General features: G+C 61.6%; 26 protein-coding genes and 1 tRNA gene. 9 read left to right on the top strand and 18 right to left on the bottom strand.

The genetic code is table 11. The annotated features are described in order from the left end of the window. Position 1: 1 nt before the first annotated feature. Genes ACU5AZ_RS14885 through ACU5AZ_RS14865 form a run of 5 tightly spaced genes read right to left on the bottom strand, consistent with a single transcriptional unit; the run spans position 2 to position 2,923 of the window. Positions 2-571: a DUF3291 domain-containing protein gene (locus ACU5AZ_RS14885; protein ID WP_446823125.1), complete on the bottom strand. Its 570-nt coding sequence runs from the start codon at positions 569-571 to the stop codon at positions 2-4. 4 nt (positions 572-575) lie between these two features. Continuing rightward, positions 576-1,004, bottom strand: coding sequence for a DUF1178 family protein (locus ACU5AZ_RS14880; RefSeq protein ID WP_446823124.1), 429 nt, complete (start codon positions 1,002-1,004; stop codon positions 576-578). Further along, positions 1,001-1,858, bottom strand: coding sequence for a carbon-nitrogen hydrolase family protein (locus ACU5AZ_RS14875; RefSeq protein ID WP_446823123.1), 858 nt, complete (start codon positions 1,856-1,858; stop codon positions 1,001-1,003). The genes ACU5AZ_RS14880 and ACU5AZ_RS14875 overlap by 4 nt, the downstream gene beginning before the upstream one ends. Before the next feature lie 20 nt (positions 1,859-1,878). Then, complete coding sequence (gene grxC, locus ACU5AZ_RS14870; RefSeq protein WP_446826018.1) at positions 1,879-2,136, bottom strand: glutaredoxin 3; 258 nt, start codon at positions 2,134-2,136, stop codon at positions 1,879-1,881. 55 nt (positions 2,137-2,191) lie between these two features. Next, positions 2,192-2,923, bottom strand: coding sequence for a ComF family protein (locus ACU5AZ_RS14865; RefSeq protein WP_446826017.1), 732 nt, complete (start codon positions 2,921-2,923; stop codon positions 2,192-2,194). Between the two features lie 113 nt (positions 2,924-3,036). Here ACU5AZ_RS14865 and ACU5AZ_RS14860 point away from each other — a divergent pair, with 113 nt between their 5' ends. Next, positions 3,037-3,915: a methyltransferase domain-containing protein gene (locus ACU5AZ_RS14860; protein ID WP_446823122.1), complete on the top strand. Its 879-nt coding sequence runs from the start codon at positions 3,037-3,039 to the stop codon at positions 3,913-3,915. 18 nt (positions 3,916-3,933) lie between these two features. Here the strand turns inward: ACU5AZ_RS14860 and ACU5AZ_RS14855 are convergent, their stop codons facing one another. The 4 genes from ACU5AZ_RS14855 to ACU5AZ_RS14840 form a co-directional block, all read right to left on the bottom strand. Continuing rightward, a complete protein-coding gene (locus ACU5AZ_RS14855; protein ID WP_446823121.1) occupies positions 3,934-4,104 on the bottom strand; it encodes a Flp family type IVb pilin in 171 nt (56 codons plus the stop codon). 51 nt (positions 4,105-4,155) lie between these two features. Continuing rightward, positions 4,156-4,476, bottom strand: coding sequence for a hypothetical protein (locus ACU5AZ_RS14850; protein ID WP_446823120.1), 321 nt, complete (start codon positions 4,474-4,476; stop codon positions 4,156-4,158). Between the two features lie 126 nt (positions 4,477-4,602). Then, positions 4,603-5,535, bottom strand: coding sequence for a hypothetical protein (locus tag ACU5AZ_RS14845; RefSeq protein WP_446823119.1), 933 nt, complete (start codon positions 5,533-5,535; stop codon positions 4,603-4,605). Positions 5,536-5,592: 57 nt separating this feature from the next. Then, positions 5,593-6,162: a MarR family winged helix-turn-helix transcriptional regulator gene (locus ACU5AZ_RS14840; protein ID WP_446823118.1), complete on the bottom strand. Its 570-nt coding sequence runs from the start codon at positions 6,160-6,162 to the stop codon at positions 5,593-5,595. Positions 6,163-6,373: 211 nt separating this feature from the next. On the opposite strand from ACU5AZ_RS14840, the gene ACU5AZ_RS14835 reads away from it, so the two are divergent. Then, the gene (locus ACU5AZ_RS14835) at positions 6,374-7,930 is read left to right on the top strand and encodes an MDR family MFS transporter (RefSeq protein WP_446823117.1); all 1,557 of its coding nucleotides are present in this window, start codon (positions 6,374-6,376) and stop codon (positions 7,928-7,930) included. A gap of 97 nt (positions 7,931-8,027) precedes the next feature. Continuing rightward, positions 8,028-8,357: a hypothetical protein gene (locus ACU5AZ_RS14830; RefSeq protein ID WP_446823116.1), complete on the top strand. Its 330-nt coding sequence runs from the start codon at positions 8,028-8,030 to the stop codon at positions 8,355-8,357. Here the strand turns inward: ACU5AZ_RS14830 and mutT are convergent. From mutT to ACU5AZ_RS14810, 4 genes are all read right to left on the bottom strand, one after another. Further along, a complete protein-coding gene (gene mutT, locus ACU5AZ_RS14825; protein ID WP_446823115.1) occupies positions 8,354-8,767 on the bottom strand; it encodes an 8-oxo-dGTP diphosphatase MutT in 414 nt (137 codons plus the stop codon). The genes ACU5AZ_RS14830 and mutT overlap by 4 nt on opposite strands. A gap of 6 nt (positions 8,768-8,773) precedes the next feature. Further along, the gene (locus tag ACU5AZ_RS14820) at positions 8,774-9,541 is read right to left on the bottom strand and encodes a GNAT family N-acetyltransferase (protein WP_446823114.1); all 768 of its coding nucleotides are present in this window, start codon (positions 9,539-9,541) and stop codon (positions 8,774-8,776) included. Between the two features lie 27 nt (positions 9,542-9,568). Continuing rightward, positions 9,569-10,810 carry a bifunctional glutamate N-acetyltransferase/amino-acid acetyltransferase ArgJ gene (gene argJ, locus ACU5AZ_RS14815; RefSeq protein ID WP_446823113.1) on the bottom strand — a complete coding sequence of 414 codons (1,242 nt, stop codon included), beginning with the start codon at positions 10,808-10,810 and terminating at the stop codon, positions 9,569-9,571. 87 nt (positions 10,811-10,897) lie between these two features. Further along, positions 10,898-11,770, bottom strand: coding sequence for a peptidylprolyl isomerase (locus ACU5AZ_RS14810; RefSeq protein WP_446823112.1), 873 nt, complete (start codon positions 11,768-11,770; stop codon positions 10,898-10,900). A 231-nt stretch (positions 11,771-12,001) separates the two neighbouring features. On the opposite strand from ACU5AZ_RS14810, the gene secA reads away from it, so the two are divergent. Beyond that, entirely contained in the window at positions 12,002-14,734 is a 2,733-nt protein-coding gene (gene secA / locus ACU5AZ_RS14805; RefSeq protein ID WP_446823111.1) for a preprotein translocase subunit SecA, read from the top strand. A gap of 65 nt (positions 14,735-14,799) precedes the next feature. Beyond that, entirely contained in the window at positions 14,800-15,606 is an 807-nt protein-coding gene (locus ACU5AZ_RS14800; protein ID WP_446823110.1) for a sulfotransferase family 2 domain-containing protein, read from the top strand. Positions 15,607-15,640: 34 nt separating this feature from the next. Here ACU5AZ_RS14800 and ACU5AZ_RS14795 read toward each other — a convergent pair whose 3' ends face one another. Together ACU5AZ_RS14795 and ACU5AZ_RS14790 are read right to left on the bottom strand one after the other, a co-directional pair. Further along, on the bottom strand, positions 15,641-17,257 hold the full coding sequence (locus ACU5AZ_RS14795; RefSeq protein WP_446823109.1) for a cisplatin damage response ATP-dependent DNA ligase: 1,617 nt from the start codon (positions 17,255-17,257) through the stop codon (positions 15,641-15,643). Beyond that, the gene (locus ACU5AZ_RS14790; protein WP_446823108.1) at positions 17,257-18,267 is read right to left on the bottom strand and encodes a ligase-associated DNA damage response exonuclease; all 1,011 of its coding nucleotides are present in this window, start codon (positions 18,265-18,267) and stop codon (positions 17,257-17,259) included. Before ACU5AZ_RS14790 ends, ACU5AZ_RS14795 begins: the two co-directional genes overlap by 1 nt. A gap of 151 nt (positions 18,268-18,418) precedes the next feature. On the opposite strand from ACU5AZ_RS14790, the gene ACU5AZ_RS14785 reads away from it, so the two are divergent. Then, entirely contained in the window at positions 18,419-19,834 is a 1,416-nt protein-coding gene (locus ACU5AZ_RS14785; protein ID WP_446823107.1) for a lipopolysaccharide biosynthesis protein, read from the top strand. Then, a complete protein-coding gene (locus ACU5AZ_RS14780) occupies positions 19,834-21,123 on the top strand; it encodes a GNAT family N-acetyltransferase (protein ID WP_446823106.1) in 1,290 nt (429 codons plus the stop codon). The genes ACU5AZ_RS14785 and ACU5AZ_RS14780 overlap by 1 nt, the downstream gene beginning before the upstream one ends. 18 nt (positions 21,124-21,141) lie before the next feature. Here the strand turns inward: ACU5AZ_RS14780 and ACU5AZ_RS14775 are convergent, their stop codons facing one another. After that, positions 21,142-22,788 (bottom strand): AMP-binding protein, encoded by a 1,647-nt coding sequence (locus tag ACU5AZ_RS14775; protein WP_446823105.1) that lies wholly within the window; start codon positions 22,786-22,788, stop codon positions 21,142-21,144. 205 nt (positions 22,789-22,993) lie between these two features. Next, positions 22,994-23,078: transfer RNA gene (locus ACU5AZ_RS14770), tRNA-Leu, on the bottom strand. Between the two features lie 189 nt (positions 23,079-23,267). Between ACU5AZ_RS14770 and ACU5AZ_RS14765 the strand changes: the two genes are divergently transcribed. Continuing rightward, on the top strand, positions 23,268-23,849 hold the full coding sequence (locus tag ACU5AZ_RS14765; RefSeq protein WP_446823104.1) for a YqaA family protein: 582 nt from the start codon (positions 23,268-23,270) through the stop codon (positions 23,847-23,849). Positions 23,850-23,865: 16 nt separating this feature from the next. Next, positions 23,866-24,369 carry a disulfide bond formation protein B gene (locus tag ACU5AZ_RS14760; RefSeq protein WP_446823103.1) on the top strand — a complete coding sequence of 168 codons (504 nt, stop codon included), beginning with the start codon at positions 23,866-23,868 and terminating at the stop codon, positions 24,367-24,369. Positions 24,370-24,390: 21 nt separating this feature from the next. Here the strand turns inward: ACU5AZ_RS14760 and ACU5AZ_RS14755 are convergent, their stop codons facing one another. Then, the gene (locus ACU5AZ_RS14755; RefSeq protein WP_446823102.1) at positions 24,391-24,948 is read right to left on the bottom strand and encodes an HNH endonuclease; all 558 of its coding nucleotides are present in this window, start codon (positions 24,946-24,948) and stop codon (positions 24,391-24,393) included. Positions 24,949-24,989 lie beyond the last annotated feature (41 nt).

The raw sequence follows: 24,989 nt of genomic DNA, 5'->3' as shown, positions 1-24,989 counted from the left end.
TTCAGACTTTGAGCTTTCCGACTGCGGTCAGCATGTCGCGTTGGCGTTCGATGTTCCGAGCGGACATCTCGCGGACCCGGTCCCGCTTCAAAACGGCGTCCTGCCCCTCGCAGTCGTATGGCTTCTTGAAATGGAACGCATGCGGGCTCGGCCCGTGGTCGTGAAGATGTTCGAAACGCTCGACGCCCTCCGCCCATGTCGGCAAACGATCTTTGGGCACCCACCACAAAACCAAAGCGGGCCAGGCTTTTTCCACCTGCCAGATGCGGGCATGCTTCAACGCATCGGCGTGAACACCCGAATAGGTGAATGCCATCAGCGCTTCCAGACTTGTCCAAAGGGAAAGCGAGGACGGCGCAGTCTCAAACCCGCTGCCCTTTATGAACCGAGGAAAGACTTGAGGTCCCCAGCAAGCGGGACCGGTCTCGCCTTCATACCCTGAGCGACCGACAAACCCTTCCGCAGCCTCAGCAGCAGCAAAATTGAAAGGTTCGCGTAGGCGAAAGCCTTCAACTAGATCCGAGTCATAGCTTGCTCGAAAAAGACCGAAGTTATAGATCGCAAGCCGCATCGACCTAGTTCGCGTCATCCGGCAGCACGGGCAGCGGTGCGACCTCGATGCCTTCCTCCAGCAGCGACCGCACCTCCTCGGCCTTCGCCTGGCCGATGATGCCGCGCGCCTCGGCCTCGCCGTAGTGAATCTTACGGGCTTCCTCCGGGAACCGGGTTCCGACGTCCTCGGACTTCGACTTGATCTCGGCGATGGCTTCCTTGAGTTTTGCGTAGGCGGCCTGCTGCACGGCATTCGTTGCCAGCGCCTGCCTGTCTTCCTTCTTCCGCGCCGTCGAGACGGAAGGCGCCATCAACGATTTCGAGACGGCGACAGAGCCGCAGGTGGGACAGGACACAAGGCCGAGCTCCACCTGCCGGTCGAAATCACCGCTGCTGGAAAACCAGCCCTCGAATGTATGCGCCTCGTCACAGATCAGGGAATAGTGGATCAAGCTGCAGCCTCGCCTTTCGAACCATTGCCAGCGGTTTGCATCGAAAAGTCCCGCCCGTTCTTGAGGTTCGGTATTTTCGCGCGCGCCGCCTTTACATCGGCGAGATCGATTTCGGCAAGCACGATTCCCTCACCCGTGCCGCCGGCGGACGCCAGAACCTTGCCCCACGGGTCGATGATCATCGAGTGCCCGAACGTCTCGCGTCCGTCCTCGTGTAGACCGGCCTGCGCGGCGGCGATCAGGAACGCGCCGTTCTCGATGGCGCGGGCGCGCAACAGGATTTCCCAATGCGCCTCTCCCGTCTGGCGGGTGAAGGCAGCCGGGACCGTCAGAATATCGGCGCCGGCCATCGCTTCCGAGCGGAACAGATGCGGGAAGCGGACATCGTAGCAGATCGCAAAGCCCATGTTGCCGAAGGGAAGCGAAGCAACGAGCCCCGTCTCGCCCGGACGATAGACTGCGCTCTCGCGCCAGCTCTCGCCATTGTCGAGATCGACGTCAAACATGTGAATCTTGTCGTAGCGGCACACCAGTTCGCCATCTGGCGCGAACAGAAAGCCGCGATTGGCGATCTTGCCGTCATCGAGAGCGATGGCAGTGGAGCCGACATGGACGTGGATGCCGAGTTCGGACGCCAGCGAACGCGCCGTCTTGACGATCAGATCATTGGCTTCGTCCTTAAGGACAGCCATCAGCGCCGGCCTGCTCTTCTGCACGGCGCCGGTCATTTCGGGCGTCTGAACGTAGACGGCGCCATGGGCGGCCGCCTCTCGCACGAGCCGCGCCATGTCGCTTGCGTTCTTTTCCGGATCGACACCGGAGCACATCTGGATTGCAGCCACCTTCACAGTCATCGGATCAGCCCTTCCCTGCTTCAGGCGGCCAGCATGGCGTCGAGCTTGCCGGCGGCATCGAGCGCATGCAGGTCGTCGCAGCCGCCGACATGCTCGTCGTTGATGAAGATTTGCGGGAACGTCGCACGGCCGTTCGCCTTCTGGATCATTTCCTTGCGCAGATCCGGAGAGAAGGTCGCATCATGCTCGACATAGGCGACGCCCTTCTTTTCAAGAAGGGACTTTGCCCGCGAGCAAAAGCCGCAGAGCTGCCGTGTGTAGATCGTAACCGAGGCCATCATGTACTCCAATGGGGTGGCAGGGAGACCACCTGAAAAGAATTCCGTCTGATTGTCATATAGGCCCGTCCAGCGCCCTTGCAAAGGTGAGGACCGTCACGTCGGTCGCACCGGCCTTCTTCAGGACGCGCGTGGCTGAAGCGACTGTCGCCCCGGTCGTATAGACATCGTCGACAAGCACGACGCGCAGACCGGCGACATCCAGTTCGTGCCCGGGCGCCATCGCGAAAGCGCCTCGGACATTGTCCTCGCGCGCCTTGAGCCCGAGGCCGACCTGCTGCGCCGTCTTCTTTTTGCGGATGAGGCTTGCAGGCAAGAAGACTTTTTCGGTTCCGGCGGCGATCTGCCGGGCGAGTTCCGCCGACTGATTGAACTTGCGCGACATCAGCCGCTGGCGGTGCAGCGGCACGGGCAAAATCGCATCCGCTTGGGCCAGTGCGTCGCCACCTGCCCTTTGCATCCACGCCGCCATCATGCGGCTGAGATCGATGCGATCGCGGTATTTCAGATTGCCGACAAGCTCGCGCACACTACCTTCGTAAAGGGCCGCGGACCGCAACCGGTTGAACACGGGCGGGTTGGCGATCGCTTCCGCGGAGAGAATGCCAGGGCCAGGATCATAGGAAAACGGCGTGCCCATCACCTCGCAATAGGGCCGGTCGATGAAGCGGATGCTGGCCCAGCAGCCGGCGCAAAGCGCGCCGTGATCGCCGCTGCCCGCACCGCAAACCGCGCAGCATGGCGGGAAGGCCAGATCGGCGACGAACCGGCGCACCGGCAATGTCATGCCGGACAGTGATGACAGGCCGCGAAGAATGGACGCTCCAAGCATGAGCTTGACAATAGCGCAAGCCAGGGCCCAAAGCGAAGCACCAACTTCAAGAGACGGCAGGCAGAACCATGGACCCAATCTTCGACCAGGCGCTGATCGCGCGCAATCGCGAACGGGCGAAAAACCTCTCCGAGGGACCGGCGACCTTTCTGCTCGATATCGCGGCGGAAGAACTGGCGGGCCGGCTGGGGGCGGTCGAGCGGCAATTCGAGGAGGCTGTGGAACTGCACGGGGGAAGTGGCGTCACGGCGCAGATGCTCGCCGGCACCGGAAAGGTCGGTCACATCCGGCGCGTCGAGACGTCGGCATTGTTTGCCGCTCCCGGTGAAGATATCCTCGTCGCACCGCTCGACGCAGTGCCGCTGGAACCGCAATCCGTCAACCTGATCGTCTCCCCTCTCTCCCTGCATGTGACGAACGACACGCCGGGCGTGTTCATCCAGATCCGCCGCGCGCTGAAGCCGGACGGCCTGTTCCTCGCCGCCGTTCCGGGTTCGGGCACATTGCAGGAACTGCGCGAGGCGTTTCTGGCAGCAGAATCCGAGAAGACCGGCGGTGCCAGCCCCAGGGTCATTCCCTTTGCCGACGTGCGGGATCTGGGTGCCCTATTGCAGCGGGCCGGCTTCGCTCTTCCGGTCGCCGACACGGAAAACTACACGGTGCGCTACGACACCATGTTCGGGCTGATGCGGGACTTGAGGGCAATGGGAATGACCAATCCGCTTGTCGGCAGAAGCCGCAAGCCTCTCCGGCGGGAAACGCTGGTCCGGGCCGCTGAAATCTATGCCGAGCGGTTCTCGGACCCGGATGGCCGCATCCGGGCGACCTTCTCGATCGTCTATCTGGCAGGTTGGGCGCCACACGAAAACCAGCAGAAGCCGTTGAAACCCGGCAGCGCCAAGGTACGCCTGGCCGACGCGCTGAAAACGCAGGAGATCAAGATCTAGAGGTGAAGCAAAGGGACATCAGCCCGCGTTGGTAATGGCATTCGACACTGTCGAGAAGACGTTGCCCAGACCATCTGAGAAGAGCTCAAGACCACCGATGAGGCCAGCGGAAATGAGCGTGGCGAGGAGGCCGTACTCAACGACGGTGGCGCCGCGACGATCCTTGAGAAGAGCAATCAGAAACTCCACAGTCGCGACCCTTTTTCAGCACTCATTGGTTAGAAGGAAACACCCCGCCTGTCAGCAACCGTCCGATGCATCGCCATCCCCCAGGACGCAAACAGATCCCGGCGAGTCCAGCAGAACGCTGCGGCGCAGCGTGTAGGTGCGGCCGTTGTTATCGGACTTCTTGATAGAGCCGGTCGTGATATTGTCGTAAGGATCCTGGATGCTCGCGTAGAACGGCCCTGTCGACTTCGACAACATGGGCGTCAGGATGAGCGAGAGCGCCACGACGGCAATCCCGAACAGCAGGGCGAAATTCAGAGCGCCGGTACGATAGGTCTTGGCGGAGAACTGCTTCTCATCCCTGATCGTTCTCCAGAGTTCGTCATCTGTCACTTTCGGCACCCTTGTCCTGCCAACGCATAACTTGCGTCCAATATCGCAACGGGTGATAAAAGTTCTGTTAACGACGCTTCGAAAGAGAAAATAAAATGTGATCCGGGGCCCTGCCGTCACGCGGTGTCACTGGCCGGTGCCCGTCGCCACTCCCGCGTCCAGCAATTCAGCCGTCGTCGGAAACCACATGTCGGCCGCACCCTTGGCAAACATCTGCGACAGGAAGGCGGGTGCAACACCCGCCTCGCCATAGAGGCCGCGATCCTTTTCCTGTTCCTTTGCGGGATCATTGCCCAGGACGACGTATTGCGCGTCAACGCGGTATTGATGAAATCCGAGCCGTCCGCCGGGCCCGATGATCCGCTGCGCTCCGCCGATGAAGATGATCGTACAGGCGGACGTGCAGTCCCCGTCCACCCGCGTGTCGATGCCGCGTTCGCGGATCAGCTTCGCAAGACCTCTGGCCTCGAAGATGTTTCCGCCTTCGCTGGCGAGCGTGACGGTCTTGATTCCAGGATGGCCTTCAAGGAGTTCCCGCATACGCCGGGTCGCATTCAACTCGATCGACCCGACCAGAGATACCACGCCGGCCTCGTCGTCCACGATCATCTGGTATCGGCTCATGCGTTCGCGCTCCATCCGCGCGGCAAAGCTTTCGCCCTTGGGGATGTAGATGGTCGTTTGCCAGGCCTCGAAGGCATAGGAGATCGTCAGCCAGAAAGCGATGATGACACCGAGCTGCGCGCCCCAATGCGCGGCGATGGATCCGTTGCTTCGGATATGGGCTTCGCCGGCCCGGAAGACACCGACCACCTGCCAGACCAGCACCACACCATGGAACAGGAACATCAGCAGGAACACTGCGATGCGACCGTCGAAATAGTCGTCGCCCTTCGCGGGACGCAGCAGCCATTGGGCGAGAAAGATGAGGGCCCGAAGCAGCACGAGGTTGACGGCAAAGGACCACCAAAGCCCCTGCTCGCCGCGCCAGTGGGACCGGATGTAGGCTGCAATCGAGGACGGCACCGACGTCCGCTCGGAAAGATGCTGCGTGTCCATACTGGCAGATTAGCGCGGCGACCGGATTTTGTCTGCATCTGCCACCAGGCATGCAGCCTACGTTTCGACGCCCCGACGCTTTAGGCTGTCGACCAGCGCCTCCACACGGGCGGTCGCCTCACCGAGGTCCGTTCCTTCCTTTTCGATCCAGCTGCTGTACTTCTTGAACAACCGCGCGAAGGTGACCAGATCCTCGTCATCCCAGTCCCGCACGGCCTGGGAAAACATGATCGCCTTGTAATCGAAAATGGCATCCAGATAGGCCTGCCCGGTCTCCGTCAGTTCCAGGCAGATTCGGCGGGCGTCTCCCTGCGAGGCGACCCGGCGCAACAGGCCTCGCTCGACCACCTCCGCGACCAGCCGGCTTGCTCGCGACGGGTCGATCGCCAGCCGTTCGGCAATGGTGCCCACCGTCACTTCTCCGGAATCCGGCATGCACGCAGCGGATCCGACCGTGTGGACGACCTCAAGTTGGGGGACATCGATGTCGAGTGAAAGATGTTCGATCGCCTTGCGGGCCACCTGCCGGCGGATCATCGACCGGCGGATAACGGAAAGCGTGTCATCGATCATCACGGCTGCGCCTGCGGCGTCTTCCGACAGGCCGTTCTGCCTGTACCGGCCCACACGCAGATCACGCCCGCATAAGTCTTTCTGATCTGCCGCCAATGACCGTCCAATCTCCTTGTTTCCCGCCTGTTCCACTCTCATTATGACACCCGTCGGACATCGGTCAAGAATATGCATCACGCATATGCAGGCAAAATGTAAATATATGCCATTTACATATAAATGCTACAGACATATAAATTGCGCGTTCTTCAAATAAGGTTCCCCGATGAATACTCAAGCCCTTTCCTCCCGGCGGCGCCACGTCATCTACATCGCGGCTCTGGCCTCGATGTTCATGGCCGTCCTGGACATGCAAATCGTTGCGACAGCGCTTCCGACAATCGCCGATGACCTTGGCAATCTTGACCTTTTCGGCTGGGTCGGAGCCTCCTACCTGCTCGCCACGGCAGCCGTCACGCCGTTCTATGGCAAGCTTGGCGACCTCTTCGGTCGCAAGACCATTTCCATCGCCGCCATCACCATCTTCACGATCGGGTCGCTCGCCTGCGGCCTTGCCTGGTCGATGGAGAGCCTCATCGCTGCCCGCGTTCTGCAGGGCCTTGGCGGCGGCGGCCTCATGACCACCGCCTTCGCCATTATCGCCGACCTCTTCGAACCGCGTGAGCGGGCGAAATACCAGGGCTATTCGACGATCGTCTTCACGCTCGCAAGCCTCACCGGGCCCGCCTCCGGAGGCCTGATCGCCCAGTCGATCGGCTGGGAATACGTCTTTCTGATCAACCTTCCGATCGGCATTCTCGTGGCCGCGGTCCTGGCATTCGCCATGCCGGCCAACCTCAGCACGAAACGGCCTGCAATCGATTATCTCGGCGGTCTGCTGCTCGCCGTCAGCGTGACCGCCATCGTTTACTGGACGGAAGAAGCGGTCTCGGGCTCCATGTCGACCGCGCTCTATGTCGGCATGCCCATCGTCGCAGTGCTCGCGCTCGTCGGCTTTATTTTTGCCGAGACGAAGGCCGAAGAGCCGATGCTGCCGCTCTCACTCTTCACCAACAGGACGATCGCGCTGTCGCTGGCGATTTCCGTCGTCGTCGGCGTCTGCACGCTGGGCCTGCTCAATTATTTCGCCCTGTTCCTGCAGACGGTGACCGGCCTGCCGCCGGCATATGCGGGGCTCCTGTTCATCGCACCTTCGACCGGCTCGCTGATCGCCTCAGTGACATCCGGCATCATCGTGTCAAGAACCGGGCGCTACAAGATCTTCCCGGTCATCGCGATGGCGTTGGGAACCGTCACCCTCATCCTGTTCAGCCAGGTGAGCGCCGCGACGCCCATATGGCTGATCGCGCCGCTGATGTTCTTCTTCGCCTCCGGCATCGGCCTGCAGATGCAGACACTGATGACGGCCATCCAGAACGCCGCCCCGCACCACCAGGTCGGAGCCGCGACCGGTGCGATCAACCTCGCACGGATGATCGGTGCCTCCTTTGGCCTGGCGGTCAATGGCGGCCTCTTGAATGCCGGGCTCGGATACTTCCAGGGTCGCCTGCCGCAGGACGTCGTCGCCAGCCTTCCTGCGCCCGTCAAGGAGATGACCCCGGAGGCCATGCAGGCGCTTCCTCATGACGTCTATGTCATGGTCGTCGATGTCTTCACCGATGCGTTTGGCTGGGTCTACAATTTCGGCGCCATCCTGTTCGCGTTGAGCTTTGTGCTGGCTCTTCTGCTGAAGGACGTCCGCCTGCCGGTTCATGAGAAGGCGGATCCGCTCGACGACACCGAACCGAAGAACGCCACGCTTGCGCCGGCACTCGGCGAATAGGCGAGACGGACCTGCGGGCGGGACTCGACCTCCCCCGCCCGCAGGTTTAAGCTTCGAAGGCCAAGGTCAGGATGGCCTTCACCCGGAGAAGTTCGCGATGGACGACGCCGACCAGAATGACGACCGCCTGACTCCCGAAGAGGCCCGTCAGGATCACCGCGAAATGCTGTGGTTTCTGGGGCTGAACGCGGCCTTCGGCATGGTCCTCGGCATACTCGTTGCTGCGGTTCTGATCGCCACGGATGTCGGCGGCCTCGGCACGCACATCTTCCGCTCGCAGACGCCTTACCTTGCCGCTTTCATGATTTCGGCACCGCTCGCATTGACGTTCGGAAGCGCGGTTACGGGATCGGCCATCATGATGATGCCGTACCGGAAGAAGTTCGAACGCAGAACGAAGCTTCCACCCCGAAATGACCGACGTTAAAGCAGATCCAGGAGGAAGGGGATGAGCGGCTCATCTGCCGGCGGCATCGGATAGTCGCGCAGGGCCTGCGGCTTCACCCATTTGAGCGCCTGCCCCTCGCGGCCATGGGCGACGCCCTCGTAGCGGCGGCAGACATAGAGCGGCATCAGCAGGTGGAAATCGTCGTAGGTGTGGCTGGCAAAGGTCAGCGGCGCAAGGCAGGCGACTTTCGTGGTCACGCCGATTTCCTCATCCAGCTCGCGGATCAGGGTTTCCTCCGGCGTCTCGCCCGGCTCGACCTTGCCGCCGGGAAACTCCCACAGTCCTGCAAGCGCCTTGCCCTCGGGGCGCTGGGTCAGAAGAATGCGGCCGTCGGCATCGATGAGCGCACAGGCGGCAACGAGCAGGATCTTGCGAGGCGTGGCAGACATGCGCGATCAGTCCTTCACCCAATAGCGGTAACGATAGGCTTCCTTGAACCCGAAGCCGCGATAGAGCGCCTTGGCGGGGTCGTTGGCAGCTTCCACTTGCAGCCAGGCCTGCCGCGCGCCGCGCAGCTTCGCCCAGAGGAGGGCCGAGGACAGGATTTCCGTCGCCAGCCCTTGGCGCCGCAGGTGCTTGACAACCGCAACCTGCTGGATGCCGGCAAGATCATTGTCGTGGATGCAGAGCGCAACCGCCCGGGGCCCCTCGACCTCGTCCTCAATGAAGAACAGGCCGGCTTCCGGCTCGATCGCACTGAACAGCCGGACCAGAGCGTCGCGCGACGCCCCCTTGTCCGGTTCCACGGCAAGGCAGGCCTCCACAAAGCGCTCGATGTCATGGCTCGGCAGGTGGTCCTGGCCGTTACCGAGATCCATACCCGCGATGTTCGCGGTCTGGACGGAGGTCTCGCCTTCCGGCTTGAAGCCCTGTTGCTCCAGAAGAGCGACCAGCTGGGGCGGGCAGAGCGGCGTTTCCTTGATGGCAAACCGGCGGCCGGCCTTGGTGAACATGTCACGGGCCTGCGAGAGACGACCGGCAATATCCCGTATGTCGCGCGGGTCCAGCGGGACGAGCGAGTTGGCCCGCCGGCTCGGATGCCCTGCTGTCATGCGCAACTGCCAGCTTCCGTCATAGCGGATGTCGGCAGCCGGCCAGGCCCGAAAACCGACCGCTTCGAGACGGCGGACAAGCGGCAGGTTTGGATTGACGTCAGAGGCCACGGCAGGGGTATTCCACATCGAAAGAGATCAACTCCGGTAGTCGCCATTGATGGCGACATATTCCTTGGTGAGATCGCAGGTCCACACGGTCGCCGAACCCGAACCGATACCCAGATCGGCGCGGACCTTGATACGCTGCTGCTTCATGACGGCCGAGGCCGCTTCCTCGGAATAATCTGCGTCGCGCTCACCGTCGACGGCGACGCGGACGTCGCCGAACCAGATGGCGAGACGGTCGCGATCGGCAGCCTCGCCGGCCTTGCCGACAGCCATGACGACGCGGCCCCAGTTGGCATCCTCGCCGGCGACAGCCGTCTTGACGAGCGGGGAATTGGCAATCGAAAGTGCAATCCGCTTCGCGGCAGCATCGCTCTCGGCGCCGGTGACGTTGACTTCAAGCAGCTTGGTCGCGCCCTCGCCGTCACAGACCACCTGCAGGGCAAGGTCCTTCAGGAGATCGTTCAGCGCCGTACGGAACTCGCCGAGCGCGGGATCGGATGCATCCGTAATCTTCGTCTGGCCATCAGCAGCGGCCGCACCGGTCGCAAACAGCATCAGAGTGTCGGAGGTCGAGGTATCACTGTCGACCGTTACGGAATTGAATGTCGGGCCGACGCCGTCGGAGAGCAGAGCCTGCAATGCCGACGCTTCGATGTCGGCGTCGGTAGCAACGAAGGACAGCATCGTCGCCATGTCCGGCGCAATCATGCCGGCGCCCTTGGCGATGCCGTTGATCGTGACCGTGACACCGCCAATCTTCGCCGTCCGGGTCGCGACCTTCGGAAACGTATCCGTGGTCATGATTGCCTTGGCCGCTTCCTGCCAGAAATCGCCCGTGGCCGCACCTGCCATGTCGGACAGCACGCCGGCAAATTTTTCCGCCTTCAGCGGCTCACCGATCACGCCTGTCGAGGCAAGGAAGACCTCGCTCTCGCTGCAGCCGACGGCTTCGGAAGCCGATTTGGCGGTCAGGGCGGTCGCCTCGCGGCCCTTCTTGCCGGTAAATGCGTTCGCATTGCCGGAATTGACGACTACGGCCCGAGCCACGCCGTGCGGCAAATTGGCACGGCAGAAGTCGACCGGGGCCGACGGGCACTTGGAACGCGTAAAGACGCCGGCAACGGCGGCAGGCTCATCGAACAGCATCAACAGGACATCGGTTCGGCCCTTGTACTTGATACCTGCGGCAGCGGTCGCCATGCGCACACCGCGAAGCGCGGGCATTTCAGGAAAGGATTTCGGAGCGAGCGGCGAAACGGTTCCGGACATGGCCAAATGATCCTGGGAAAGAGCGGGTTGATGCAAATCGGGGCAAGCCCGCCGGATCGCTGAGACCCGGCGGGCGGTGTCAGTCTTTTACTTCGTCGGCTCGGTAGCCTCGGGCGCCTTGTTGGCGTCCTCGTAGCCCTTGCGCAGGGTCTCGTCGAGAATGTCGACCTTGGTCTTGTCCTTGGCTTCCTGCAACAGCGCGACGTACTTGTCACGCATCACCAGCTGGCGAACCTGATCCTTGACCTGATCGAGCGGCGGCGGAGCGACGTCGCGCTTTTCCTCGACCTTGATGACGTGATAGCCGAACTGCGTCTTCACCGGCGTCTTCGTGTAGGTGCCGACCGGCAGCGAGAATGCCACCTCTTCGAATTCCGGAACCATGCGGCCCTTGGTGAACCAGCCAAGATCGCCACCTTCGCTCTTTGCGGGATCGTTGGACTTTTCCTTCGCCAGCGTGACGAAATCGGCGCCCTTGTCGAGCTCGGCAATCACAGCCTTCGCCTCGTCTTCGGTCTTCAGCAGGATATGACGCGCATGCACCTCCTCCTGCTTCGGCATTGCCGCGATTTCCTTATCGTAGCGCGCCTTGACCTCATCATCGGTGACGGCGTCGACGACATGCTTCTGGAAATAGGTGTTGTGAAGCTCGCGATCCTTCAGATAGCGCATGCGCATCTTGAAGTCGGCGTCGTTTTCCAGACCTTCGGCCATGGCGCTCCCGGCGAGGAGCTTGAGGTCGATCGCGCCGGAAAGGGCTGCGACTTCCTTCTGCTCGGGCGGCAGCTTGGCGAGCTGCGGATCCAGGTTGGCGACGGCGAGATCGAGTTCCGACTGGTAGATTTCCAGATCGCCGACCTTGGCGACGACCTTGTCCTTGGCATCTTCGGCAAAAGCCGCGGCGTGGGACAACATGAATGCAGCGATTGCGGCCGCTGCGAATTTCCGAGTGCTGAGCATGAACAGGCCTTTCCCTATTGTCCCGGACTTCGAGGAGCACATATGCGAAACCGGGCGAAAATCGTCATGAACAGTCAAATGTGGCCTTTATCGGCCCGCCTGTCCCGTTGACATCATTTGCCCCCCCTCTTATCTGTCACGCAACCTCGCGTCCAGAAGAGTTCCGGGCGATTTACACCGATTTGCCGCAATTTTCGGCGAACGAAATACAGTCAAGGAAAGGGCCATTCGATGGTCAGCTTCGGCGGATTAGCCCGCAAAATCTTCGGATCAGCCAATGATCGCCGCATTCGCGCCTACCAGCCGAAGGTGGCTGCGATCACTGCGCTGGAAAGCGAAATGCAGTCCCTCTCCGACGAGCAGCTCAAGGCCAAGACGGCCGAGTTCAAGGAGCAGCTCGCAGCCGGAAAGACGCTCGACGACATCCTCGTTCCGGCCTTCGCGGTCGTCCGCGAAGCGTCAAAGCGCGTTCTTGGCCTGCGGCCTTTTGACGTACAGCTGATCGGCGGCATGATCCTGCACGAAAACTCGATCGCCGAAATGAAGACTGGCGAAGGCAAGACGCTGGTGGCCACGCTTCCGGTGTATCTCAATGCGCTCGCCGGCAAGGGCGTGCACGTCGTCACCGTCAACGACTATCTCGCCAGCCGCGACTCCGCCACCATGGGCCGCCTCTACGGCTTTCTCGGCATGAGCACGGGCGTCATCGTCCACGGTCTCGATGACGAACAGCGCAGCCAGGCCTATGCCTGCGACATCACCTACGCCACCAACAACGAGCTCGGCTTCGACTATCTGCGCGACAACATGAAGTTCGACCGCGCCCAGATGGTCCAGCGCGGCCACAACTATGCGATCGTCGACGAAGTCGACTCGATCCTGGTCGACGAAGCGCGCACGCCGCTCATCATCTCCGGCCCGCTGGACGACCGCTCCGATCTCTACAACACCATCGACAAGTTCATTCCGGAACTGGTCCCAAGCGACTACGAAATCGACGAAAAGCAGCGTTCCGCCAACTTCTCCGAAGACGGCATGGAGAAGCTTGAAAACCTGCTGCGCGATGCCGGCATGCTGAAGGGCGAGACCCTTTACGACATCGAGAACGTCGCCATCGTCCACCACCTGAACAACGCGCTGAAGGCGCACAAGCTGTTCCAGCGCGACAAGGACTACATCGTCCGCAACGACGAGATCGTCATCATCGACGAGTTCACCGGCCGCATGATGCCGGGCCGCCGTTATTCGGAAGGCCAGCACCAGGCGCTCGAAGCCAAGGAACACGTCCAGATCCAGCCGGAAAACCAGACGCTGGCCTCGGTGACCTTCCAGAACTACTTCCGCATGTACGACAAGCTGGCCGGCATGACCGGTACGGCATCGACGGAAGCGGAAGAATTCGGCGACATCTATGGGCTTGAAGTCGTGGAAGTCCCCACCAACCTGCCGATCGCCCGTATCGACGAGGACGACGAAGTCTACCGGACGGCGGAAGAAAAATACCAGGCCATCATCACCGAGATCAAGGCCGCCAACGCCAAGGGCCAGCCGGTCCTCGTCGGCACGACCTCGATCGAGAAATCCGAACTGCTGGCCACGCTCCTGAAGAAATCAGGCTTTTCCGACTTCAGCGTGCTCAATGCCCGCTACCACGAGCAGGAAGCCTACATCGTTTCGCAGGCCGGCGTTCCCGGTGCCGTCACGATCGCCACCAACATGGCCGGCCGCGGTACCGACATCCAGCTCGGCGGCAATCTCGAGATGCGCCTTGAGCGCGACCTGGCCGACATGGAGCCGGGCCCTGAGCGCGACGCCAAGGCGGCCGCGATCAAGGAAGAGGTCAAGCAGCTCAAGCAGCAGGCGCTGGCCGCCGGCGGTCTCTACATCATCGCCACCGAACGTCACGAAAGCCGCCGCATCGACAACCAGCTGCGCGGTCGCGCCGGTCGCCAGGGCGACCCGGGACGCTCGAAGTTCTATCTCTCGCTTCAGGACGACCTGATGCGCATCTTCGGTTCCGAGCGCATGGACAGCATGCTCCAGAAGCTCGGCCTGAAGGACGGTGAGGCGATCGTCCATCCGTGGATCAACAAGGCGCTCGAGCGCGCGCAGAAGAAGGTCGAGGCACGCAACTTCGACATTCGTAAAAACCTGCTGAAATATGACGACGTGCTCAACGACCAGCGCAAGGTGGTCTTCGAGCAGCGCGTCGAGTTGATGGACGCGGACGACATCTCCGAAACCGTCACCGACATGCGCCAGGAAGTCATCGAAGCGATGATCAGCCGTCACATTCCGGAGCGGGCCTATGCCGAGCAGTGGGATGTGAAGGGCCTGAAGGCCGAAATCGAGAATGTTCTCAACCTCGACCTGCCGGTCGAGGAGTGGGTCAAGGAAGACGGGATCGCGGAAGACGACATTCTCGCCCGCGTGACCGAGGCTACCGACAAGGCCGCCGCCGACCGCGCCGAGCGCTTCGGTCCCGAGGTCATGACCTATGTCGAGCGCTCCGTCGTGCTGCAGACGCTGGACCATTTGTGGCGCGAGCACATCGTCAACCTCGATCACCTGCGCTCCGTCATCGGTTTCCGCGGCTACGCCCAGCGCGATCCGCTCCAGGAATACAAGCAGGAAGCGTTCGAACTCTTCACGGCGCTGCTCACCAACCTGCGCCAGGCCGTGATCACGCAGCTGATGCGTGTCGAGATCGTCCGCCAGGCTGCCGAAGCACCGGCCCCCGAACTGCCGGCCATGGAAGCACATCATCTGGATGCCACGTCTGGCGAAGATGAATTTACGCAGCCCGCGCTGGCGTCTGCAGAAACGACGGCTCTCTATGTCGCTCCCGAAAACCGCGATCCGAACGATTCGGCAACTTGGGGCAAGGTCGGCCGCAACGAGGCCTGCCCCTGCGGATCCGGCAAGAAATACAAGCACTGCCACGGTGCATTCGAGCAGGCCTGAGATAGTTTCAATCTGAGAATACTTTAACTATTCGCGGCACTACATTATGATCGGCTCCACATCTCATGGAGTCGATCGGTGAGATGCGTGCGGGAACGGAATGGTTAAGCAGTTCGGGATTGATGAGTAGAAGAAGCATAAGACTTCAATTCGCAAAAGCACTACTGCTTTCCAAGCCACTGAATTTTCGTATTTTTTACGACGAAGATCATGTGGCTTTCTTTCCGAAGCTGGGCCTGTGCTTCAACAGGATCAAGAAAAGTGGAAACACGTCCATAGCGGCAAGGCTGTTGGAGTTGGAGAATGGCGTCACCGCCAGTCCCGACTTCAAGCAGCAAATCCGAAACCCGATGAATGTCTCTCTCATTGAAGCCAGTCGCTACGACAACCTCTTCAGCTTTGCGATATCTCGCAATCCCTACACGCGGGCCCTGTCATGCTATCTCGATAAAGTGGGCAGGGGGCGGCATGAAAGGTATCGCCTTCCCGGCTTCGGGATGAACAACAGGGAGGGTTTCACATTATTTCTCGAAGCGCTTCAAAGTGATGTTCTAGCGCACAACCGGCATTTTTGGCCTCAATACAATCTCCTTTTCCAGCCAATCGAGAAATATGGCCACATCGGAAAGATTGAAAACATCGTCGAGGAGATGCACGTGTTATTCAGAAAATGCGGCCTGAACACGGACTGGGCACAGTCCTTTGCAAAGCCGCACTCCGTTGAGGCCGGAACGACAAAGATAACATCAGCCCGCGACAGGCTCGAGACCTTCTATGACAGCCATAATATTCAACTTGTTCAAGATATATATTCAGACGACTTCGTAAATTTCCGGTACTCAATGAACTTCGAAGACGCAGCTCGCGGATAGGTATCCCGTCCATATCGACTTCGGTCGAGCAGCGTCAGACGTCAATCATTGCCATCAGCGTCTCCAGGCGATCCGCCTCTGCCGGCAGTTTGTCCGTCCTAAGCCGTGATATGCGGGGAAAGCGCATGGCCACACCCGACTTGTGCCGCTTCGACCGCGCAATACCTTCGAACGCAACCTCCACGACGAAACCGAAATCCGGCTCCGCGCGAACCGCCCGCACCGGGCCGAAGCGATCGACCGTATTGTTGCGGACGAACCGATCGAGCACTTCGAGTTCGGCATCGGTGAAGCCGAAATAGGCCTTGCCGACCGGAACCAGTTCGCCGACGCCCGGATCATCCGTCCAGACGCCGAAGGTGAAGTCGGAATAGTAGCTCGAGCGCTTGCCGTGGCCGCGCTGGGCATACATCAGCACCGCGTCGACATTGTAGGGATCCCGCTTCCATTTGAACCAAGGACCCTTTGCCCGTCCGGGCGCGTAGGAACTGTCGAACCGCTTCAGCATGACGCCCTCGATCACCGGATCCGGCGGGTCGGAGCGCAGGCGATCCAGCTCTCCCCATGTCGAGAAATCGACCAGCGGCGAAAGGTCGAAGCGCTCCGGCTGCGCCCGCTCTATCAGATCGGCAAGGCGGGAACGCCGCTCGGCAAACGCCGTCTCTCTTATGTCCGTCTCACCGGAAAACAGCAGGTCATAGGCGCGAATGAAGGCCGGATATTCCGTTGTCATCCGGGCGCTTACCGTCTTGCGGTTCAGGCGCTGCTGCAGGTCGGAAAAGGTTCGCGTCGGCCGGTTGGTTCTGGCCGTGCCGCCGATCAGGAGCTCTCCATCGATCACGCCTTCGAAGTCAACGGCCTCGAGGATATCGGGAAAGGCATCGGAGATGTCGTCGCCACTGCGCGAATAGAGTTTTCGGCGGCTGCCTGCGCTTGAGAGCTGAACGCGAATACCATCCCATTTCCATTCGGCGGCGTAGTCTTCCGGATCGAGCTTTTCCAGATCGCCCTCGCCGACCGGATTGGCGAGCATGACCGAGTGGAAGATGGCCGGCGTCGCCAGCTCCGGCTTCTGCGCCCGCCCCTCCAGCCATACGAAGAGGTCGATATATGGCGGATGCAGCCCGTGCCAGAGGGTTTCGATCTCGCTCACCTCCACCGCCCCGAAAGTCGCCAAGGCCTGCTTGGCGAGCCGCGCGGAAACGCCGATGCGCAACCCGCCGGTAGTGAGCTTGATGAAGGCATAGCGCCCGGACGGGTCGAGCCTGTCGAGGAGCCCCCTGACATGCGCCCGCACCTCGGTCCGCCCGAGACTGTTCATCTCCTCGACGACAGAAGACAGTGACGGAGCCTTCTGGCCGGGGCCGGCCGCCTCGCCACCGCTCTCCCAGGCGAGCGAAATCGTCTCCGCCAGATCCCCGACATAGTCGTAGGAATAGCGGAACAGTTCCTCGTCCATCCGTTCGAGGATCAGTTCCTTGAGGAGGGCCGGTTTGACGGCGTGAATGTCGAGCGTACCGGTCAGTGCGGCGAGCGCATAGCCGCGATCGGGATCCGGTGTCGAGCGAAAATAGTCGACCAGAAGCGCGAGCTTGGCATTGCGCTGCGGCGTCAGCAGAAGCCGGTCGAGAAGGGCGGAAAAGGCCTTCATCAGTCGCCCTCGTCCTCGTAGCCGACGAGATGCAGCGGCCGGGCGCGAATGCCCTGCAGTGCGCACCAGCGCACCAGCGCCTCCTCCCGTCCGTGGGTTACCCAGACTTCGCCGGGCTTCAGCTCGGCAATGGTCGCGGTCAACTCCGGCCAGTCACAATGATCGGAGATCACCAGAGGCAATTCGACGCCGCGCTGCTTGGCGCGTTGACGCACCATCATCCAGCCGGACGCGAACGCGCCGATGGGATCGGAAAACCGCCGCGCCCAGCGGTCGGAAAACGACGCCGGCGGTCCGACGACGATTGCGCCGCGAAACGCCTGCCTGTCCGTCCCCTCCACGGTCGCCGGCCGCAGGTCGCCGAGATCAATTCCCTCGCTGGCGTAGTAGTCGCAGAGCTTCTGCAGCGCGCCGTGGATATAGATCGGCGGCTCGTAGCCGGCCTCGCGTATGAGCGCGATCACCCGCTGTGCCTTGCCGAGCGCATAGGCCCCGACGAGATGAGTGCTCTCCGGGAAGGTGCTCAGCGATTTCAGTAGCTTGCCGATCTCTTCCACCGGATCCGGATGATGGAAGACCGGTAGCGCAAACGTCGCCTCGGTCACGAACACGTCGCAGGCCACCGGCTCGAATGGCCGGCAGGTTGGATCGTGGGAGCGCTTGTAGTCGCCGGAAACGACGATCCGCGTTCCGCCACGCTCGACCGCGATCTGCGCCGACCCCAGCACATGGCCGGCGGGATGGAACGAGACGGCCACGCCGCCGATTTCGATCGTCTCGCCAAGGGCCGTCGGCTGCTCGCTCCCGGCAAAGCCATCACCATAGCGGATCCGCATGATGTCTAGCGTCTGGCGGGTCGCCAGGACGGATTGATGGCCGGCACGCGCGTGATCAGAATGACCATGGGTGATCAGCGCCCGCGCGACCGGTCGCACCGGATCGATGTAGAAGTCGCCGTCGGGGCAGTAGAGACCGGCAGGTTGCGGATGAAGAAGTGCCTCTGGTTTCATGAGAACAAGATAGGTTTCAAGCCGCCGAAAACCAACAGGCAGCGCGGCACCGCGAGACGCCTGAGGCTCCGTCCTCACCCTTTCTTAACCCTGTTGGCGATACAACAATACAAGTTCCTCTGCATTTGATCACAGGTATTGCGTTTTGATCATGGCGGTCATTGAAACAGCCGAAAAAGTGCTGCCTCCCCGTTTGCGTGCACGCACTGCACCGCACACGGCGAAGCTTGCCGCCATGCTGACCGGAACAGATGAACTCGCACACGCCCAGCGCATGGCGTTGATCGCTTTCGTAATCCGCGTCGTCAGCGCCGGCATCGCCTTCATATCCCAGATCATTCTCGCCCGCATGATGGGCGAGTTCGAATACGGCGTTTTCGTCTACGTCTGGGTTCTGGTGATCACCTTCGGCGATTTCTCCTGTCTTGGTTTCAACACGGCGGTCATCCGTTTCCTGCCGGAATACGAGGCGGCGGGAGACAATGCGAAAGTGCGCGGCGTGGCCTTTACGGCCCGCATCTTTGCACTCTTGGCTTCAAGCCTCTTGCTGGGCGCCGGACTGGCCTTCCTGCATGCCTTTGGAAACTCGCTGCCGCCCTACTACCTTGCTCCCGTGTTCCTCGGACTGTTCGCGCTGCCCATGATCGCACTCGGCGATGTGCTGGACGGCACGGCGCGCGCCAACCGCTGGCCCGTCAATGCGCTGAGCCCGACCTTCGTCATTCGTCCGACGCTGATCATTCTTTTCATGGCCGTTGCCGTGAAGCTCGGCCAGCCGAGCACGGCGGTCACGGCCATGGTCGCCGCCCTGGCGGCCGCTTATGTGACGACCGTCGGGCAATTCGTCGTCGTCACCATCCGCCTCGGCAGGCGCTTCCTCAAAGGCGACCACAGCATCCACTTCGGCCAATGGATCAAGGTCGCCCTGCCGATCTTTTTCATCGAAGGCTTTTCCTTCCTGCTGACCAATTCCGACGTCGTCATCGTCGGCATCTACCTGCCGCCCAACGAGGTTGCGGTCTACTTCGCCGCCGCGAAGACCATGGCGCTGGTTCAGTTCGTCTTCTTCTCGGTCAAGGCTGCCGCCGGCCCGCGCTTCTCGACACTGTTTGCCCGCAACGATCTCGCCGGCCTTGCACGCTTCGCCAATGAGACCGCGCGCTGGACCTTCTGGCCGTCGCTCGCCATCGGCATTTTCGTGCTGATGGTCGGAAAGCTGATCCTCTCGCTCTTCGGGCAGGCCTTTACGGCAGGCTACATGCTGATGGTGATCCTGTTCTTCGGCCCGCTTTTCAAATCCATGATCGGCCCGGCAGAATCCCTTCTGACCATGTCCGGTCGCCAGAGGGCTTGCGTCGTGGTCTATATCGGCGCACTGGTCGTCAATATCGCTCTCAATATGACACTGATTCCGCTTTGGGGATTGACTGGCGCCGCAGTCGCCACTACCGGCGCCATTCTTGTCGAAACTGTCTTGCTCCATTTAGCCGTGCGCCACGCGCTCGGCATCAGTCTATTCGTCTTCGCCGATCCGTTGGCCGACAAGCCCAAACCGGAGGCCCCATAATGCCTACGACCCAAAACCCTACGAACCAGCCTCCCGTCGATCTCGTCTATCCGGCCACGGCTAGAAAGGCCGACGTGGAACCGCTTCCTGCCGCCGACATCAGCCTCGCCGTCGGCCGCCCGGGTCGCGAGCTGTGCCTCTACCCCGCTTCCGTCGGCTATGATCTACAGAGCGAACTCGACTTCCTGTCGAACCGGTCGGCAGAACCGAATATCTTCTTCTCCGCCCGCTTCCTCGTCCCGGCCATGCCACGGCTGGAGGACAAGGTCATTCGCCTCGCCGTCATGCGCGATAACGACGAGCGCCGCAGCCGTCTGCGCTTCCTGATGCCCTATTCGATCGAGAAGCCCGGATTTTCCCTTGGGCCCTCGATCATGCGCGCCTGGGCCAATCACTTCGGCCCGCTGGGCACGCCGCTGGTCGATGCCGAAGATGCCGCCGAGAACGTCGACAACGTGCTGGAGGCATTCTCCTCGCCGATCGCCGGCCTGCCGAGCGTGCTGGTCCTGCCCGATCTGCGGCTGAACGGCCCGATAGCCAGCCTGTTCAAGGCGATCGCAATCGGCCGGAACCTGCCCGTTCTGGCAACGGAGAAGTCGCTGCGCCCGATGCTGCAGAGCTACGAGGACGGCCAGACCTATCTGCAGGGATCCGTCAGCGCAGCACACCTGCGCGAAATGCGCCGGCAGTGGCGCAAGCTGGAGGAGATAGGCGATCTCACCTACAATGTCGCCCGTCAGCGGCAGGACGTGCGGTTGCGCATGGAAGAATTCCTGGCTCTGGAGGCCGGCGGCTGGAAGGGCCGGAAGCGCACGGCCATGGCCAACGACCGCTTTGGCGCCGCCTTCTTCCGCGAGGCGATCACCAATCTCGCCGAGATCGACGCCGTCCGTATTCACACGCTCGACCTCGATGGCAAGGCGATCGCCTCGATGATCGTCTTCATCATGTCCGGCGAAGCCTACACCTGGAAGACGGCCTATGATGAGAGCCTCGCACGCTTCTCACCGGGCAAGCTCCTCGTCATGCGGCTGACCGAATGGCATCTCGACGACGCCAACATCGAGCGCACCGATTCCTGCGCGGTGCCGGACCATCCGATCATGAGCCGGATGTGGCTGGAGCGCGAGGAGATGGGAACGCTGCTGATCGGCCTCAGGCCGAACGCCGACCGCGATCTGCGCCAGGCCGCCAATCAGCTGCACATGTATGCGAGCACCCGCAATGTGGCCCGGATGATCCGCAACAAACTGCTGTCGATGGCACGACGCGGCCGCGGCTCCGAATAGCAGGCAACTGCGCGGCGGCTATTCCGCCGCCTCGCCTTCCACCATCGCCTGATCGCGCAGCAGCCGGCGGATGATCTTGCCGGTGGTCGTCATCGGCAGGTCGTCGACGAAAGTCACTTCGCGCGGATATTCATGCATGGAAAGCCGCTGCTTCACCCAATCGGATAGCTCGTACGCCAGCGCATCACTTCGCTCGTAGCCATCCCGCAGCACCACATAAGCCTTGACGATTTCGGTCCTAACCGCGTCCGGCTTGCCCACGACGGCGGACAGCCGCACGGCCGGGTGCCCGCTCAGGCAGTCCTCGATCTCGCTCGGCCCGATGCGGTAGCCGGACGAGGTGATGACATCGTCGTTGCGCCCGAAGAATTCGATGTAGCCGTCGCGATCCATGCGCCCCTGGTCGCCGGTCAGCATCCAGTCGCCGATGAATTTCTCCCGCGTCGCCTTCTCGTCCCTCCAGTAGCCGAGGAACATCACCGGGTCGGGCCGCCTCACCGCAATCTGCCCGGTCGCGCCGGCCGGCAGTTCGCGCCCCTCGTCGTCAACTATCGCAACATGATGACCCGGCACCGGCCGCCCGATCGGTCCGGCACGTGTCACACCCAGTTCCGCAGCCGAGGAAATCACGAAGTTGCATTCGGTCTGGCCGTAGAATTCGTTGACCGTGATGCCGAGCACGCGCTTTGCCCACTCATAGGTCTCGCGCCCGAGGCTCTCGCCGGCCGAGCCGATCGTGCGCAACTGAAGATCATAGGTGTCGAGCGGCGCCTCGACGGATTTCAAGAGGCGCAGCGCGGTCGGCGGAATGAAGGCATTGCGCACCTTCATCTCAGCCATGATGCGATAGGCGGTGTCCGGATCGAACTTCTGCGCCGGCGACGAGACGACAGGAACCCCGAGCATCAGGCACGGCATCAGCGCATTGAGCAGGCCGCCCGCCCAGGCCCAGTCCGACGGCGTCCACATCCGGTCGCCCGGCTGCGGCAGGAAATGGTGGGCGAACTGGATGCCGGGAATGTGCCCGGCCAGAACGCGGTGGCCGTGCAGGGCGCCCTTCGGCGCGCCGGTGGTACCGGAGGTGAAAATCATCAGCGCCGGATCGTCCGGCCCCGTTCTCGGCCCATCGAAGTCGGCCGGCTGCGAAGCAATCAGCGCCCCGAAGCCATGCGCGCCCTCACCAGCCGTATCGCCTGTCAGGATGATGTCCTTAAGCTCGGGCAGCCGATCGCGGATCGCCTTCAGCCGCGAATGGCCGAAATCATTGGTGACCACGACCGATGCACCGGCAAAGGCCAGCCGGTATTCCAGGGCCTCTGCGCCGAAGAGCAGCGCCAGCGGCAACGCGATGGCGCCAAGCTTGTAGATCGCCGCATGGGCGACCACCGTCTCGAAGCTCTGCGGCAGGAGCAGCGCGACCCGGTCTCCGGGCACGACGCCAAGAGAGCGCAGGGCGTTTGCAAAGCGGTTGGACTGCTCGGAGAGTTCGCCGTAGGTCATCGACAGATGGTTGCCGTCCGGCGAAAAATGCTGGAGACAGACCCGGTCCGGCTCCCTGACGGCCCAGGCATCGCTGATTGCCCGCCCCATGTTGAAGTCCGCCGGGATATCCCAGACGAAATCACGGATCAGGTCATCATAGCTGTTGCGGGGCGGCAGTTTCATCGGCAGCGTTCCAGAATGCTGCACCGCAATAGCATTTCGCGGCAACGATGAACAAGAAAAAAGCGGGACCGGGAAAAGGTGGCGTGCTCTAACGGGCAAACTTCGAACCCGAAGGGTTCGCAAGGCCAAGTGGCCGTCGCCGGTCGTCCGGCGCCCGCTCTGGAGCGAAGCAGCCAAGGGCTGCGGCAGCATGAAGAGAAAATTGTGGTGCCCCATGCCGGGGTCGAACCAGCACTCCTTGCGGAACTCGATTTTGAGTCGAGCGCGTCTACCAATTCCGCCAATGGGGCATCCGGCTTCGTGGTCGAAGCGGAATTCAGCGGGACTATACGAACGCCGAGGGCCGGGTCAACCGTGATTTTCGCAATTTCTCCCGCTCACGAAAAGTTTTTGAGAAAAGCGTAAGGCTGCGGAAAAGGCTGATTTACAGGCATCACGCCTCCCCCTAAAAGGTCATCGATATTTCAAGAAGGACGGCCATGCTGAGACGCCTCTACGACTGGACCATGTCGCTGTCTGCGACGAAGCATGCGGAAAAGGCGCTTTTCGGCGTCTCCTTCATCGAAAGCTCCGTCTTTCCAATACCGCCGGATGTCCTGCTGATCCCGCTGACGATTGCGAGACCGCAGCGCTGGATAAGACTGGCCGTCATCTGCACACTCGGCTCGGTACTGGGCGCCTTCCTGGGCTATGCGATCGGCATGTTCCTGTTCGAGAGCATCGGCAAGCCGATCCTCGCTTTCTACGGCAAGGAGAACTCGTTCGAGCAGATCGCCGAGTGGTACAACACCTGGGGCGGCTGGGGCGTGCTGTTTGCCGCCGTCACACCGTTCCCGTACAAGGTGCTGACGATCTTCTCCGGCGCCACGGGTCTCAATTTCGTGGTCTTCACCGTCGTCAGCATCATCGGCCGGGCCGCACGCTTCTTCCTCGTAGCCTGGCTGCTCAGCCGCTTCGGTGAGCCGATCCGGCTGTTCATCGAGAAGTATCTCGGCATCCTTTTCACGGTTTTCGTCGTGCTTTTGTTCGGCGGCTTCTACCTGGTAAAATTTGTATTCTGAACGGACGATCGAAACGATGATAGCCGACAAGCTGACCCTGAAATCCTCCGCTGCCCTGCTGACCGCCGGAATGGTCGCCGTCATCGGATCGGCGCTCGCCTTCGAGCACATCGGCGGCTACATTCCCTGCCATCTCTGCCTGATCCAGCGCCAGCCATACTATCTCGGCATACCGCTCGGCGTGCTGGCCGTTCTCTCCGCCGTGTTCAAGTTGCCGGCATCGGTGACGCGCGGTCTTCTGCTCCTGCTTGCCATCATGATGATCGTCGGCGCCGGCCTCGGCGTCTATCATTCCGGCGTCGAATGGGGTTTCTGGGAAGGACCGGCAAGCTGCTCGGCGGGTGGAGCAAGCGTCACCGGCAGCGCCTCGGACCTCTTGACCCAGATCGGCTCGGAACATGGCCCGTCCTGCACGGTCGCAGCACTTCGCATCTTCGGATTGTCGATGGCGAACATGAACGTCATCACCAGTCTCGTGCTCGCCGCGATTGCCTTCATCGGCTTCCGCAAGACCGCCTGACGAGCACTGGCGAACCCAGGCTTACGGCTGCAGTTCGGAATCCCAGTAGAGATAGTCCATCCAGCTTTCATGCAGGTAGTTCGGCGGAAACAGCCGGCCGTTGTTGTGCAGGTCGGCCACCGAGGGCCTGTAGGGCTTCTGGATCGGGATCATGCCCGCCTGCTTCGGCATCTTGTTGCCCTTCCTGAGATTGCAGGGAGAACAAGCCGCCACCACGTTTTCCCACGTCGTCTCGCCGCCATGCGAGCGGGGGATGACGTGGTCGAAGGTCAGGTCTTCGTGCGTCCCGCAATACTGGCACTGGAAGCGGTCGCGCAGGAAGACGTTGAAGCGGGTAAACGCGGGGTTGCGGGACGGCTGGACGTAGGTCTTGAGGCAGACCACGCTCGGCAATCTCATCGAGAAGCTCGGCGAGGAAACGGAGTGTTCGTACTCGGCGACGATGTTCACGCGGTCTAGGAACACGGCCTTGATCGCGTCCTGCCAGGACCATAGCGACAAGGGATAATAACTCAGTGGCCTGTAGTCGGCATTCAGCACTAGAGCCGGCAAAGCCTGTGGTGACACTGCAATCGTCAAGTGAGCACTCCTGATCGATTCGGCATTCGCAAGAACGATAT

The organism is Rhizobium sp. PAMB 3182, from assembly GCF_052908355.1.
The sequence above is the reverse complement of the archived record's forward strand: the minus strand, read 5'-3'. Positions and strand labels throughout refer to the sequence as shown.

Coding starts and splice junctions, on each gene's coding strand:
- ACU5AZ_RS14885 (WP_446823125.1), bottom strand. CDS start 571: ATGCGGCTTGCGATCTATAACTTCGGTCTTTTTCGAGCAAGCTATGAC.
- ACU5AZ_RS14875 (WP_446823123.1), bottom strand. CDS start 1,858: ATGACTGTGAAGGTGGCTGCAATCCAGATGTGCTCCGGTGTCGATCCG.
- grxC (WP_446826018.1), bottom strand. CDS start 2,136: ATGGCCTCGGTTACGATCTACACACGGCAGCTCTGCGGCTTTTGCTCG.
- ACU5AZ_RS14865 (WP_446826017.1), bottom strand. CDS start 2,923: ATGACATTGCCGGTGCGCCGGTTCGTCGCCGATCTGGCCTTCCCGCCA.
- ACU5AZ_RS14860 (WP_446823122.1), top strand. CDS start 3,037: ATGGACCCAATCTTCGACCAGGCGCTGATCGCGCGCAATCGCGAACGG.
- ACU5AZ_RS14845 (WP_446823119.1), bottom strand. CDS start 5,535: ATGGACACGCAGCATCTTTCCGAGCGGACGTCGGTGCCGTCCTCGATT.
- ACU5AZ_RS14835 (WP_446823117.1), top strand. CDS start 6,374: ATGAATACTCAAGCCCTTTCCTCCCGGCGGCGCCACGTCATCTACATC.
- ACU5AZ_RS14830 (WP_446823116.1), top strand. CDS start 8,028: ATGGACGACGCCGACCAGAATGACGACCGCCTGACTCCCGAAGAGGCC.
- mutT (WP_446823115.1), bottom strand. CDS start 8,767: ATGTCTGCCACGCCTCGCAAGATCCTGCTCGTTGCCGCCTGTGCGCTC.
- argJ (WP_446823113.1), bottom strand. CDS start 10,810: ATGTCCGGAACCGTTTCGCCGCTCGCTCCGAAATCCTTTCCTGAAATG.
- ACU5AZ_RS14810 (WP_446823112.1), bottom strand. CDS start 11,770: ATGCTCAGCACTCGGAAATTCGCAGCGGCCGCAATCGCTGCATTCATG.
- secA (WP_446823111.1), top strand. CDS start 12,002: ATGGTCAGCTTCGGCGGATTAGCCCGCAAAATCTTCGGATCAGCCAAT.
- ACU5AZ_RS14800 (WP_446823110.1), top strand. CDS start 14,800: ATGGAGTCGATCGGTGAGATGCGTGCGGGAACGGAATGGTTAAGCAGT.
- ACU5AZ_RS14795 (WP_446823109.1), bottom strand. CDS start 17,257: ATGAAGGCCTTTTCCGCCCTTCTCGACCGGCTTCTGCTGACGCCGCAG.
- ACU5AZ_RS14790 (WP_446823108.1), bottom strand. CDS start 18,267: ATGAAACCAGAGGCACTTCTTCATCCGCAACCTGCCGGTCTCTACTGC.
- ACU5AZ_RS14785 (WP_446823107.1), top strand. CDS start 18,419: ATGGCGGTCATTGAAACAGCCGAAAAAGTGCTGCCTCCCCGTTTGCGT.
- ACU5AZ_RS14780 (WP_446823106.1), top strand. CDS start 19,834: ATGCCTACGACCCAAAACCCTACGAACCAGCCTCCCGTCGATCTCGTC.
- ACU5AZ_RS14775 (WP_446823105.1), bottom strand. CDS start 22,788: ATGAAACTGCCGCCCCGCAACAGCTATGATGACCTGATCCGTGATTTC.
- ACU5AZ_RS14765 (WP_446823104.1), top strand. CDS start 23,268: ATGCTGAGACGCCTCTACGACTGGACCATGTCGCTGTCTGCGACGAAG.
- ACU5AZ_RS14760 (WP_446823103.1), top strand. CDS start 23,866: ATGATAGCCGACAAGCTGACCCTGAAATCCTCCGCTGCCCTGCTGACC.